The sequence below is a fragment of the Caulobacter sp. AVps18 genome (genome assembly GCF_058681425.1).
The window spans coordinates 2,258,342-2,270,733 of sequence record NZ_CM178737.1 but is presented as its reverse complement, the minus strand read 5'-3'; the positions used below and the strand labels follow the sequence as shown (position 1 = coordinate 2,270,733).

General features: G+C 67.1%; 13 protein-coding genes. 11 read left to right on the top strand and 2 right to left on the bottom strand.

Annotation, left to right across the window (positions count from 1 at the left end; genetic code table 11):
• The first annotated feature begins 1 nt into the window (after position 1).
• Positions 2–3,295 carry a carbamoyl-phosphate synthase large subunit gene (gene carB / locus ACW179_RS10415; protein ID WP_492064223.1) on the top strand — a complete coding sequence of 1,098 codons (3,294 nt, stop codon included), beginning with the start codon at positions 2–4 and terminating at the stop codon, positions 3,293–3,295.
• 235 nt (positions 3,296–3,530) lie between these two features.
• On the opposite strand, the gene ACW179_RS10410 is transcribed toward carB, so the two are convergent.
• Positions 3,531–3,842, bottom strand: coding sequence for a hypothetical protein (locus ACW179_RS10410; RefSeq protein ID WP_492064222.1), 312 nt, complete (start codon positions 3,840–3,842; stop codon positions 3,531–3,533).
• A gap of 145 nt (positions 3,843–3,987) precedes the next feature.
• Between ACW179_RS10410 and ACW179_RS10405 the strand changes: the two genes are divergently transcribed.
• From ACW179_RS10405 to pseG, 10 genes are all read left to right on the top strand, one after another.
• Positions 3,988–4,440: a hypothetical protein gene (locus ACW179_RS10405; RefSeq protein WP_492064291.1), complete on the top strand. Its 453-nt coding sequence runs from the start codon at positions 3,988–3,990 to the stop codon at positions 4,438–4,440.
• Positions 4,437–4,721: a DUF1294 domain-containing protein gene (locus ACW179_RS10400; protein ID WP_492064221.1), complete on the top strand. Its 285-nt coding sequence runs from the start codon at positions 4,437–4,439 to the stop codon at positions 4,719–4,721. Before ACW179_RS10405 ends, ACW179_RS10400 begins: the two co-directional genes overlap by 4 nt.
• 74 nt (positions 4,722–4,795) lie before the next feature.
• Complete coding sequence (locus ACW179_RS10395; RefSeq protein ID WP_492064220.1) at positions 4,796–5,461, top strand: glutathione S-transferase family protein; 666 nt, start codon at positions 4,796–4,798, stop codon at positions 5,459–5,461.
• Between the two features lie 162 nt (positions 5,462–5,623).
• Positions 5,624–5,971 carry a hypothetical protein gene (locus ACW179_RS10390; RefSeq protein WP_492064219.1) on the top strand — a complete coding sequence of 116 codons (348 nt, stop codon included), beginning with the start codon at positions 5,624–5,626 and terminating at the stop codon, positions 5,969–5,971.
• Entirely contained in the window at positions 5,968–7,653 is a 1,686-nt protein-coding gene (locus tag ACW179_RS10385; protein ID WP_492064218.1) for a methyl-accepting chemotaxis protein, read from the top strand. The genes ACW179_RS10390 and ACW179_RS10385 overlap by 4 nt, the downstream gene beginning before the upstream one ends.
• A 175-nt stretch (positions 7,654–7,828) precedes the next feature.
• A complete protein-coding gene (greA, locus tag ACW179_RS10380; protein ID WP_419320175.1) occupies positions 7,829–8,302 on the top strand; it encodes a transcription elongation factor GreA in 474 nt (157 codons plus the stop codon).
• Between the two features lie 107 nt (positions 8,303–8,409).
• On the top strand, positions 8,410–9,507 hold the full coding sequence (locus ACW179_RS10375; protein ID WP_492064217.1) for a mitochondrial fission ELM1 family protein: 1,098 nt from the start codon (positions 8,410–8,412) through the stop codon (positions 9,505–9,507).
• 72 nt (positions 9,508–9,579) lie between these two features.
• Entirely contained in the window at positions 9,580–10,320 is a 741-nt protein-coding gene (locus tag ACW179_RS10370) for a hypothetical protein (protein WP_492064216.1), read from the top strand.
• 46 nt (positions 10,321–10,366) lie between these two features.
• A complete protein-coding gene (locus ACW179_RS10365) occupies positions 10,367–11,083 on the top strand; it encodes a cytidylyltransferase domain-containing protein (RefSeq protein WP_492064215.1) in 717 nt (238 codons plus the stop codon).
• Positions 11,080–12,057, top strand: a complete 978-nt coding sequence (gene pseG, locus ACW179_RS10360; RefSeq protein ID WP_492064214.1) for a UDP-2,4-diacetamido-2,4,6-trideoxy-beta-L-altropyranose hydrolase — start codon at positions 11,080–11,082, stop codon at positions 12,055–12,057. The genes ACW179_RS10365 and pseG overlap by 4 nt, the downstream gene beginning before the upstream one ends.
• Before the next feature lie 9 nt (positions 12,058–12,066).
• Here pseG and ACW179_RS10355 read toward each other — a convergent pair whose 3' ends face one another.
• Positions 12,067–12,240 carry a hypothetical protein gene (locus ACW179_RS10355; protein ID WP_492064213.1) on the bottom strand — a complete coding sequence of 58 codons (174 nt, stop codon included), beginning with the start codon at positions 12,238–12,240 and terminating at the stop codon, positions 12,067–12,069.
• Positions 12,241–12,392: the final 152 nt, after the last annotated feature.

The following is a 12,392-nucleotide window of genomic DNA, read 5'->3' as shown; positions in this document are numbered from 1 at the left end:
CATGCCTAAAAGAACAGACATCTCCTCGATCCTGATCATCGGCGCCGGCCCGATCGTCATCGGCCAGGCGTGCGAGTTCGACTACTCAGGCGTCCAGGCCTGCAAGGCCCTGCGCGCCGAGGGCTACCGGATCATCCTGGTCAACTCGAATCCCGCCACGATCATGACCGACCCGGACGTGGCCGACGCGACCTATATCGAGCCGATCACCCCGGAGATGGTCGCCAAGATCATCGAGAAGGAACGCCCCGACGCCCTGCTGCCGACCATGGGTGGCCAGACGGCCCTGAACACCGCTCTGGCCCTGGAAGCCAATGGCACCCTGGCCAAGTTCGGCGTCGAGATGATCGGCGCCAAGGCCGAGGTCATCGACAAGGCCGAAGACCGCCAGAAATTCCGCGACGCCATGGACAAGCTGGGCCTGGAAAGCCCCAAGTCCAAGGCCGCCCACAACATGGACGAGGCCCGCGAGGGTCTGGCGTTTGTGGGCCTGCCCGCCATCATCCGCCCCAGCTTCACCCTGGCCGGCACCGGCGGCGGCATCGCCTACAATCTCGAGGAATTCGAGGAAATCGTGCTGCGGGGCCTGGACCTGTCGCCCACCACCGAGGTGCTGATCGAAGAAAGCGTCCTGGGCTGGAAAGAATATGAGATGGAGGTCGTGCGCGACACGGCCGACAACTGCATCATCGTCTGCTCGATCGAGAACATCGACCCGATGGGCGTCCATACCGGCGACTCCATCACCGTCGCTCCGGCCCTGACCCTGACGGACAAGGAATACCAGTGGATGCGCGCGGCGAGCATCGCCGTGCTGCGCGAGATCGGCGTCGAGACCGGTGGCTCCAACGTCCAGTTCGCGGTCAATCCGGCCGACGGCCGCATGGTCGTGATCGAGATGAACCCGCGCGTCTCGCGCTCTTCCGCCCTGGCCTCCAAGGCCACCGGCTTCCCGATCGCCAAGGTCGCCGCCCGCCTGGCCGTCGGCTACACGCTGGACGAGCTGAAGAACGACATCACCGGCGGCGCGACCCCCGCGTCGTTCGAGCCCAGCATCGACTATGTCGTCACCAAGATCCCGCGCTTTGCGTTCGAGAAATATCCGGGCAGCGAGCCGCACCTGACCACCGCCATGAAGTCGGTCGGCGAGGTGATGGCCATCGGCCGCACCTTCAAGGAAAGCGTCCAGAAGGCCCTGCGCGGCCTGGAAACCGGCCTGACCGGCTTTGACGAGATCGAGATCGCCGGTGCCGACGATCCGGACAACGGCAAGGCCGCCGTGATCCGCGCCCTGGGCATGCCCACACCTGACCGCATCCGCGTGATCGCCCAGGCCTTCCGTCACGGTCTGACCGTCGAGGAGGTCAACGCCGCCTGTTCCTACGAGCCCTGGTTCCTGCGCCAGATCGCCGAACTGATCCGCCAGGAAGGCTGGGTCCGGGCCGGCGGCCTGCCGACCGACGCTCAAGGCTTCCGCGCCCTGAAGGCCCAGGGCTTCTCCGACGCCCGCTTGGCCAAGCTGACCGGCGGGACCGAGACCGCCGTCCGCACGGCCCGCCAGGCCCTGAACGTCCGCCCGGTTTATAAGCGCATCGACAGCTGCGCCGGCGAGTTCGCGGCCACCACGCCCTATATGTATTCCACCTATGAGACCGGCGCGCTGGGCCAGATCCCCGAGTGCGAGAGCCTGCCGACCAACCGCAAGAAGGCGGTGATCCTGGGCGGCGGTCCCAACCGGATCGGCCAGGGCATCGAGTTCGACTACTGCTGTTGCCATGCGGCCTTCGCGCTGGACCAGATCGGCATCGAGTCGATCATGGTCAACTGCAATCCCGAGACCGTCTCGACCGACTACGACACCTCCGACCGCCTGTATTTCGAGCCGCTGACGGCCGAGGACGTGCTGGAACTGCTGGACGTCGAAAAGTCCAAAGGCACCCTGGCCGGCGTCATCGTCCAGTTTGGTGGCCAGACCCCGCTGAAGCTGGCTCAGGCCCTGCAGGACGCCGGCATCCCGATCCTGGGCACCAGCCCCGACGCCATCGACCTGGCCGAAGACCGCGAGCGCTTCCAGCAGCTGCTGAACGGCCTCGACATCGCCCAGCCCGAAAACGCCATCGCCCGCACTTGGGACGAGGCCCGGGCCGAAGGCGACAAGATCGGCTTCCCGTTCGTGATGCGTCCGTCCTACGTGCTGGGCGGCCGGGGCATGGAGATCATCCGCGATCACGAGCACCTGGAACGCTACATCACCAACACCGGTGAGATCTCGTTCGAGCACCCGATCCTGCTGGACCACTATCTGAGCCGCGCCACCGAAGTGGACGTCGATGCCCTGTGCGACGGCACCGACGTGTTCGTGGCCGGCGTGCTGGAGCATATCGAGGAAGCCGGCGTCCACTCGGGCGACTCGGCGTGTTCGATGCCGCCCTTCTCGCTGTCGGCCGAGACGGTCGAAGAGCTCAAGCGCCAGACCGTCAAGATGGCCCTGGCCCTCAATGTGCGCGGCCTGATGAACGTGCAGTTCGCCATCGAGGAGCCGCACAGCGCCGCCCCGCGCATCTATGTGCTGGAAGTGAACCCGCGCGCCTCGCGCACGGTGCCGTTCGTGGCCAAGACCATCGGTCAGCCGGTGGCCGCCATCGCCGCCAAGATCATGGCCGGTGAAAGCCTCGCCAGCTTTGGTCTGGTCGACAAGCCCTATGACCATATCGCGGTCAAGGAAGCGGTCTTCCCGTTCGCGCGCTTTGCCGGGGTCGACACCATCCTGGGCCCGGAAATGCGTTCGACCGGCGAGGTCATGGGCCTGGACTGGCTGCGCGAGGGCGAAACCAGCATGGCACCGGCCTTTGCCCGCGCCTTCGCCAAGAGCCAGCTGGGCGGCGGCGTCACCCTGCCCCGCGAAGGCACGGCCTTCGTCTCGGTGAAGGAAAGCGACAAGCCCTGGATCGTCGAGCCGGTGAAACTGCTGCAGGCCGCCGGCTTCAAGGTGATCTCGACCGCAGGCACCCGCGCCTACCTCGCCGAGCAGGGCGTTCAGGTGGAACTGGTCAAGAAGGTGCTGGAAGGTCGACCCAACATCGTTGACGTGATGAAGAACGGCGGCGTTCAGCTGGTGTTCAACACCACCGAAGGCAAGCAGGCCCTGGAAGACAGCTTCGACATCCGCCGCACGGCGCTGATGATGAAGGTGCCCTACTACACCACCTCGGCCGGAGCCCTGGCGGCGGCGCAAGCCATCTCGATCGCGCCGGCCGAGGCCCTGGAAGTCCGGCCGCTGCAAAGCTACCCGTAAAGGGTCGCTACGGCCTCACACAGACGAACGCCGCGACGGCCCGGGCCGCCGCGGCGTTTTCGTTTTCATCCACGCTCAGAGCCTGAACGCACAAAGGCGGCCGACCCCGGGGGATCGACCGCCTTATGGCCCGCCTCGCACCCGGTTGCTGCGGGGCAGGCGCTGGAACCCATCGCGCGGTATCCGCGCGACGGCGCTCCAAACTCTTGAAGGCCAGGCCTTCGTAGCGAGAGGTTTACGCGCCGCCGGGGAAGCGGAACGGAACCTTCACGGAGCCGGTCTTGGCACCCATCGGCAGCTTCTCGGCGATGCACATGGCTGCCTTGTCAAAGCCCTTGCCGGCGGCGCTGTTGTCCAGGACCTTGCAGGCCGAGAGCTTGCCGCCGTCGGCATTGCACTCAAGCATGACCTGGGCAGCATCGCGCGTATTGGCAAACTGCTGCAGGCAACGATCCATTTGATCTTCGAAGCCGCCTGCCGCCGAAGCGGTTTGGGCGACGAACAGGCTGCAGGCCATGCCGGCGACGATGGCGATCGGATACTTCATAAGGGGTTCCCTGTGGCGATTGGCCGTTGATGACCCTTATGCCAGCGGCAAACTAAGGAACTGAAAAAGTTCACGGTTAACCCTTTGCAACCTTGCGGGCCTTGCCTGGATTGAGGCTTTGCCCCTCAGGGGCTATGCCACCCGCATGCCTCCAACGCCCTCACAAGCCTCCTACACAGACGCCGAGGTCGCCCGGCTGGCCGAGCGTTTGCTGGATCACAGCCTGCCCAAGCCGGAGTGGACGCACGCTGCGCATCTGACCGCGACACTCCGCCTGGTGCGCATGCGCAATACCGGGCTCGAGCGCGACCTGCCGGACATCATCCGGCGCTACAATGTCGCGGTCGGCGGCGTGAATGACGATACCAGCGGCTATCACGAGACCCTCACCCAGGCCTATCTGGCCGCGATCCGCGCCTTCGTCGCGGCCTTGCCGGCGACGCTGCCTGACGGCGAGGCCGCCGCCCGCCTGCTGGCGTCACCGATGGGCGACAGGGCCTGGCCGCTGACCTTCTGGTCGCGCGAGCGCCTGTTCAGCCTTGAAGCGCGGCGGGACTGGGTGGAGCCGGACCTCAAGCCGCTGGACGCCCGGCCTTGACGACGGTTGTCGGGGTCGCCCTGCTGGCGATCAACCTGGCGGCGTTCGCCGCCTTCGGCTGGGACAAGGCCGCCGCCCGCCAGCGCGGCGAGCGGCGCATTCCCGAACGAACCCTGCTGCTGCTGGCAGCCCTCGGCGGCAGCCCCGCCGCCCTGCTGGCCCGTCACACCCTGCGCCACAAGACCCGCAAACAGCCCTTCGGCGCCTTGCTGATGTTGATCGTCTTCCTGCAGGTCGTCGTGGGGATCGCTGTAGGGATCGTGCTGACGCGTTCTGGCTGAAGCCTGCTGCGGTCGGGCTTGACTGACCCGCACGGCGCCGTGCCAGCATGCGTCCTCGTTTCGGAGCCCGCGCCATGGTCGTCGTCCATCACCTGAACAATTCCCGCAGCCAGCGGGTACTCTGGCTGCTGGAGGAACTGGGTGTTCCCTACGAGGTGAAACGCTATGAGCGCGACGCCAAGACCATGCTGGCTCCGCCCGAACTGAAGGCCATCCACCCGCTGGGCAAGTCGCCGGTTATCACCGACAACGGCCACACCATCGCCGAAACCGGCGCGATCATCGAGTACATCCTCGACACCTATGGCCAGGGCCGGTTGATCCCGGCGGCGGGAACAGCCGAGCGTCTGCGCTACACCTACTGGCTGCACTATGCCGAGGGCTCGGCCATGACGCCGCTGCTGCTCAAGCTGGTGTTCACCGCCCTGCCCACCCGCGCGCCCGCCCTGCTGCGCGGACTGGTCAAGGCCATCGCGAAGGGCGCCCAGACCGGTTTCATCGATCCGCAGTTGAAGACCCATATCGACTATTGGGACGTTGAACTGGCGGCCACCGGCTGGTTCGCGGGCCCAGACTTCACCGCCGCCGACATCGCCATGAGCTTCCCGCTGGAGGCCGGCGCGGCGCGCGCCGGAGCCGCCGACCGGCCCAACGTCAAGGCGTTCCTGGCCCGCATCCACGCGCGACCGGCCTATCAGGCAGCCCTGCAACGCGGCGGCCCCTATGACTACGCAAGCTAAGACACGCCTTTCGGTCGCTTCTACTTTGGATCGGGCCCTGCGGCGGAATGGCGCGCAATGACAGGGTTAAGGCCGGGGTAACCTCGTAAGGCGTAGGGCTTTGAAGGTCCCGCCGGCATCCACCGGCCCGAGGCTTCCTTAGCCCGCACTTCGAGCCCGCTCATGCGAGATTCCCCGATCACTACGGACAAGCGACCCTCAGCCCTTGGCGGGATCGCTCTGACAGCCGGTGCGATCATTGCAGGATTACTGGCGGCGGTGTCGGTCAACGCGGCCCCGCGTGACCCCTCGCGGGTGGCCGCCATCTTCCCACCCTGGTGGAGCGTCGCCCAGAGCATTAGCGCTGCCGGGTCGGCCGGCGATATTGCCGCAGTCGGCGGCGCGCCCTTCATTTTCATTCTGCGGGGCGACCCCGCCGACCTGGGCCATCGCGCCCGCGCGGCCGGGGCCCTGCTGGTTCTCGATCCTGACCTGGCGGGCGTCTGCGCTCCCAAGGAGACCCTGTCATGACCATCGCCGTTTCCAGTCTCGACTCCCAACGCCAACTCGGCGGCAAGCTGATCGTGGCTGTGACCTGGCTGCTGGCCATTATCGTGGTGGCCACGCGCGCGATGTTGCAAGGGCCATTGTCTGCCCTGGCGCTGGCGGCCCTGGCAATTGCCGCTGCTTCTACCTTTGCGCTCAGCAAGGCGGGTAGTGGCTCGACCGGTCGCGCCCTGACCGGGGTACTGCTGATGGCCCAGGTATCTCTGCTGGTTGCCGCCGTCGGCGGGCATGCCTGGCAGATCGACATGCACATGGCCTATTTCGCAGCCCTGGCCCTGCTGGTGGTCTATTGCGACTGGAAGGTCATCGCCGCCGCCGCCGCCACCGTGGCTGTGCACCATCTGAGCCTGAGCTTCCTGCTGCCGCAAGCCGTGTTCCCTGGCTCGGCCAGCCTGGGCCGGGTGGTCGTCCACGCCGTCATCCTGATCGCTGAGGCCGGCGCGCTGATCGCCACCACCTTCAGCATCAACAGCATGTTCGCCACCGCCAATAAGGCCCGCGCCGAGGCGGAGCTGGCGGTCGAGGCGGCGCGTGCGGCCAATGACACCGCCGAGGGGGCCCGACGCTCCGAAGAAACCAACCGCAGCCAGACCGCAAAGGCCGAGGCGGTTGCCGAGCATCAGCGCACCGAGGCTGTCGCGGCCATCGCCAACGGCCTGTCGCACCTGGCCAAGGGTGACCTGACCATCCGCCTGACGGCCCAGTTCGCCCAGGCCTATGAAGTGCTACGGGCTGACTTCAACGCCGCCGCCGAGCGCGTTCAGGCGGCCATGCAAGACATTTCGGCGACGACCCGCGCCGTCAGCGCCGGTGCCGATGAGATCGCCCAGGCCTCTGACGACCTCTCGCGCCGTACCGAGCAACAGGCGGCCAGCCTGGAAGAAACCGCCGCCGCCCTTGAAGAAATCACCATCACCGTGCGCAAGACCGCCGCCGGTGCCAAGGAAGCCTCGGACGTCGTGGCCACGGCGCGTGGCGACGCCCAGCGTTCAGGCCAGATCGTCGACCAGGCGGTCGCCGCCATGACCCAGATCGAAGGCTCCTCGAATCAGGTCGGCCAGATCATCGGCGTCATCGACGAGATCGCCTTCCAGACCAATCTGCTGGCCCTCAATGCCGGCGTCGAAGCGGCGCGGGCGGGCGAAGCCGGTCGCGGCTTCGCCGTCGTCGCCCAGGAAGTGCGGGCCCTGGCCCAGCGCTCGGCCGACGCCGCCCGGGAGATCAAGACCCTGATCTCGACCTCGACCCAGCAGGTCGGGGCCGGTGTGGCCCTGGTGGGCCAGACCGGCGAGGCGCTGCAGCGCATTGTTTCCCAGGTCGCCTCGATCGACACCCTCGTCAACCAGATCGCCGCCTCGGCCAATGAGCAGTCCACCGGCCTGCACGAAGTGAACATCGCCGTGAACCAGATGGACCAGGTGGTGCAGCAGAACGCGGCCATGGTCGAAGAGGCCACCGCCGCCACCCACGCACTGAAGGGCGAGGCGGCCGAACTGGCGGCACTGGTCGGCCGCTTCAAGGTCGCCCAGGGACAGTCCGCCGCGAGCCCGGCACGATCCGCGCCGCAACCCCGGACCACTGCAGCCGTTCGCCCCGGCCGAGGTGGCGCAGCGGCCGCCGTCAAGGAAGACTGGCAGGAATTCTGATCCCCAGCGCCCCCGGCGCTAACACCAAACCAAAGACAATGAGGCCGCAGGCGCAACCGATCACCCCCGGCCTCTTGCTTATCGCGACTGCGCCTCCTATCCTCTCAGCCCCCGGTCGTGAGCGCCCGCGACGGGACGATTACTCCTCCCAAGGCGAACCGAGCTAAAATCCGCAATGGAAAAAGTGCCGATGACCGCCGGGGGTTATCAAACCCTCGACGATGAACTGAAGCGTTTGAAGACGATCGAGCGTCCCGCGGTGATCGCCGCGATCTCGGAAGCTCGCCAACATGGCGACCTTTCGGAAAACGCGGAGTACCACGCGGCCAAGGAACGTCAGGGCTGGATCGAAGGCCGTATCGCCGAGATCGAGGACAAGATCGCCCGCGCGCAGGTGATCGACGTGTCGAAGCTGTCGGGCAAGCAAGTGAAGTTCGGGGCCACGGTCAGCGTGGTCGACGAGGACACCGAAGAAGAGGCTCGCTACCAGATCGTTGGCGATCACGAAGCCGACGTGAAGGAAGGCCGCATCTCGCTGTCTTCGCCGCTGTCGCGCGCCATGATCGGCAAGGAAGTGGGCGAGGTCGTCGAGGTCTATACCCCCGGCGGCGTCAAGGCTTATGAGATTCTGAAAGTGGAGTGGCTGTAGGGCTTCGCCCTGCGGTCCAACCTGCGCCATAAATCTGGGCCATGGAACAGGGCTGCCCTTTCAGGGCGGCCTTGTTTCCGCATGACTCTGCTCGCCGGGATTTCCTCTTGAAGCCTTCCGCGCCCCTTCCCCGATCCGACGGCCCTCTGACCATCTGGGCGCTGTCGGACGGCCGCGCCGGCATCGAGGCCCAGGCCGTGGGGCTGGCTGAGGCCATCGCTCGCGAGACGCCCGCCACGATCCTGGTCAAACGCGTGGGCTGGAAGGGTCGCATCGGCCGCCTGCCCTGGTGGCTGAACTGGCTGCCACGCCGCTGGCTGACCCCAGAGAGCGATATCGCCCCGCCCTGGCCCGACCTGTGGATCGCCGCCGGCCGCGCCACCCTGCCGCTGTCGATTCGCGCCAAACGCTGGTCGGGCGGCAAGACCACCGTGGTCCAGATCCAGGACCCGCGCGTGCCGCCCCAGATGTTCGACCTCGTGATCCCGCCCCGGCATGACCGCCTGAGCGGCGACAACATCCTGCCCATCACCGGCTCACCCCACCGCGTGACGCCTGGACGGCTGGAGAGCGAATACGACCGCTTCCGCGACCAGATCGAGGCCCTGCCCCGCCCCCGCGTGGCGGTGCTGATCGGCGGCAAGTCCAAGGCCTTCGACCTGCCCGTCGAGCGCGCCGCCCAGATGGCCCACCAGATCCAGCTGCCGCTTGAGCAGGAGGGCGGCTCGCTGATGATGACCTTCTCGCGCCGCACGCCCGAGCCGGCTCGCGCCCTGCTGACCGCCCGCCTGCGCGACCTGCCCGGCATCATCTGGAACGGCGAAGGCCCCAATCCCTATTTCGCCTTCCTGGCGGCCGCCGACTACATCCTGGTCACCGAAGACTCCACCAACATGGCCACCGAGGCGGCCTCGACGGGCAAGCCGGTATTCATCGTCAAGATGGAGGGCCACAGCCTGAAGTTCCGCCTCTTCCACGAGGAACTGGAACGCCTGGGCGCCGCCCGCCCCTATGGCGGTGCCTTCCACGGCTGGACCTACGCCCCCGTCAACGAAACCCGCCGCGCGGCCCGCGAGGTGCTCACCCGCATGGGCGTCGAGATCGCCCCCGACGACGCCCCCGTGGCCGAGGTGATGGACGCCGCGCCAAAGAAGAAGCCGGTGCGCAAGCCCCGGGTGAAGGCTGCGGTGAAGCCCAAGGGTTGATCTGGCCCATTCCCTTTATGATCACGACCCACTAGCTTGCTCGCTGGAGTTGTCGGGTTCCTGGGGGATGTCGTGTCGCGTCTTTTTGCTGTTGTGCTTGCAGCCCTGTTGTCGAGCGCGCCGTTTTCCCTCGCCGTAGCCCAGACGCCGACTGCGATTCTGGCGGTTAGCGATCAGGACCGCTCCGACTTCCGCACCGGCCTTGGCAACTCGGCTGGCGGGCAAACCTTCGCGCTGGTGATCAAGCACTATCCTGAAGAGTTCCGGGTGTTCGAGACCGAACTGCTGGGCGACCTGAAGAACGGCCGGATCGACATGGCGGGCGTTCAGACACGAACCTTTACCTTCATGAAGACGATCCGCACGCGGATGGCACCCTATGTGCGTCAGGCCCCGACGCCCAACCTCATAGCCTTTGGCCAGGAACAGCTCTCGCTGATGAAAACCCTGCTGCCGATGGCGCCGCGGATCTGTTACGAATATGTCGAATTGGGCGGCCCCAGTCAGGATGGCGCTATGAGCGCGCCTCGCGAGACCGCCCCCCACCTCAACAATCACAATTCACTGCAGTTTGAGGTGGCCGTCGCCGGCGAGAAATCGCCCACGCCCCGCGAACAACCCTCAGCCGACGATTTCACCGCCGCCTTCGCCGAGTATGCCCGGCGGAAGGGCGATGCGGGATGGATGAAGGCCATCAGCACCGGCGCACCGCGTACCCAGAGCGACACCGAGCGCTGTTCGGCCGCCATTGTCTGGATCGAGTCGATCCTAAGCCAGCCACCGGAGCGCGCCGCGCGCCTGCTGGCGGGCTGACCGACGGGCTGGTCAGTGCTGCGATTTCCACGCTAGACCTAGAGCCATGATCCTCGCCATCCTCCAGGCCCGCATGAGCTCCACCCGCCTGCCGGGCAAGGTGCTGATGCCGATCCTGCGTGAGCCGATGATTGTGCGGCAGATCGAGCGGATCAGTCGCTCCAGGCACATCGACAAACTGGTGGTGGCCACCAGCGACCAGCCGGGCGACGACGTGCTGGAGACCGCCCTGCGGCGCGAAGGCATCGCCGTGCATCGCGGGCCGCTCGACAATGTGCTGCAGCGCTTCATCGGGGCGCTGGACGCCCATCCCGCCGACCACGTCGTGCGCCTGACCGCCGACTGCCCGCTGACCGACCCCGAGCTGATCGACGCGACGATCGACCTGCATCTGGCGACCGGCGCCGACTATGCCAGCAACAGCCCCGACGGCGCGGCCTTCGCCAAGGGGCTGGATGTCGAGGTGATCACCGCCGCCGGCCTGCGCCGGGCGGCCGCCGAGGCCGACAGCCAGGAGGCGCGCGAGCACGTCACCTGGGATGTCTGGAACCAGCCCCTGCGCTGGAAGATCGCCTGGCTAAACGCCCCGCCCGGCGAGGGCGAGATTCGCTGGACGGTCGACCGGCCCGACGACTACGCTTTTGTCGCCACGGTCTATGACCAACTCTATCCGGCAAACCGCAACTTTACGTCGGACGACATCAAGGCCTTCGTCGCCACGCGGCCAGACCTTGCCACCTACGGCGGCGACCGGCGCGGATGAGCCCGCAGATCCTCTTTGTCTGCAATGCAGGGCCCGACGTCGGCGGCGGCCATGTGATGCGCTGCCTGACCCTGGCCGGCGCGCTGGAGGCGGCGGGCGCGTCCTGCGCCTTTCTGTCGACCCCGGCGGTCGATGCGGTGCTGGACGCCTTCGCTCCGCACACCCGCCGCGCCGCGCGGCCCGAACCCTTCGACGCCGTGGTCTTCGACCACTATGGCCTGCCAGCCCCCGACCACCGCGCCTGCGCCAGGGGCCGGCCCACCCTCGTCATCGACGATCTGGCCGACCGGCCGCTGGCCGCCAACCTTGTGCTGGACGCCGGGCCCGCGCGGCGGGCGGAAGACTATGCCGGCCTTGTTCCACCCCAGACCGTGCTGCTGCTGGGCCCGCATCACGCGCCGGTGCGCCTGGCCTTCCCGGCCCTGCGCGAGGCGGCGCTCGCGCGACGGGCAGTTGGCGGCCCCGTGCGGCGTATCCTCATTTCGCTGGGCCTGACCGATGTGGGCGGCATCACCGGCCGGGTGGTGGACCTGCTGCTGCCCCTGAGCGGCGACATTGCCCTGGACGTGGTGCTGGGCTCCGCCGCCCCCAGCCTGCCGCGCCTGAGCGCCCTGGCCGATCCGCGCCTCACCCTGCATATCGATACCCAGGACATGCCGCGCCTGACCCTGGAGGCCGATCTGGCCATCGGGGCCGGCGGCTCGACCAGCTGGGAACGCTGCATCCTGGCCTTGCCGACCCTGACCCTGATCCTGGCCGACAACCAGATCGCCGCCGCGACGGCCTTGGCGGCGGCCGGGGCAAGCCCGTGCCTCGACGTCGCCGATCCGGGGTTCGACGCGGCGTTCGCGGCGCAGGTGGAGCGGTTGTTGGCGGACGAGCTGTTGCGGGCGTCGCTGTCGGCGGCGAGTGCGACGGTGTGCGACGGCGGTGGGGCGCAAAGGGTCGCGGGGGCGTTTCTGTCGGTGATTTAGGGGGGGGTGTCAGCGGCGGCGGCGCCTCACCGCCTGCCGAATCTTTCCTTTTCTGACTCGGCGCGATCCAAGCGGTCGCGGTTCGCAGAATTCCTTCTTTAAACTGAAGAATGACAACGCCGTAGAGACGATGCGAAGGAGATCTGCTGCGATACGCAGGCACTGTTCAAGGTCGAAGGTCATGGCGGCTCCTTTGAGTCCGCCCTTTAGGAATGCCCTATGGGTTACAGCGTCAAACGCACGGTCACGGCGTGATGGAAAACAGGCCCGACGCTCACGCGTCCCGCTCATCCTTAAATCTCTTGGAGGCAAGCGTGCCGGTCTGGAAAGGTTGG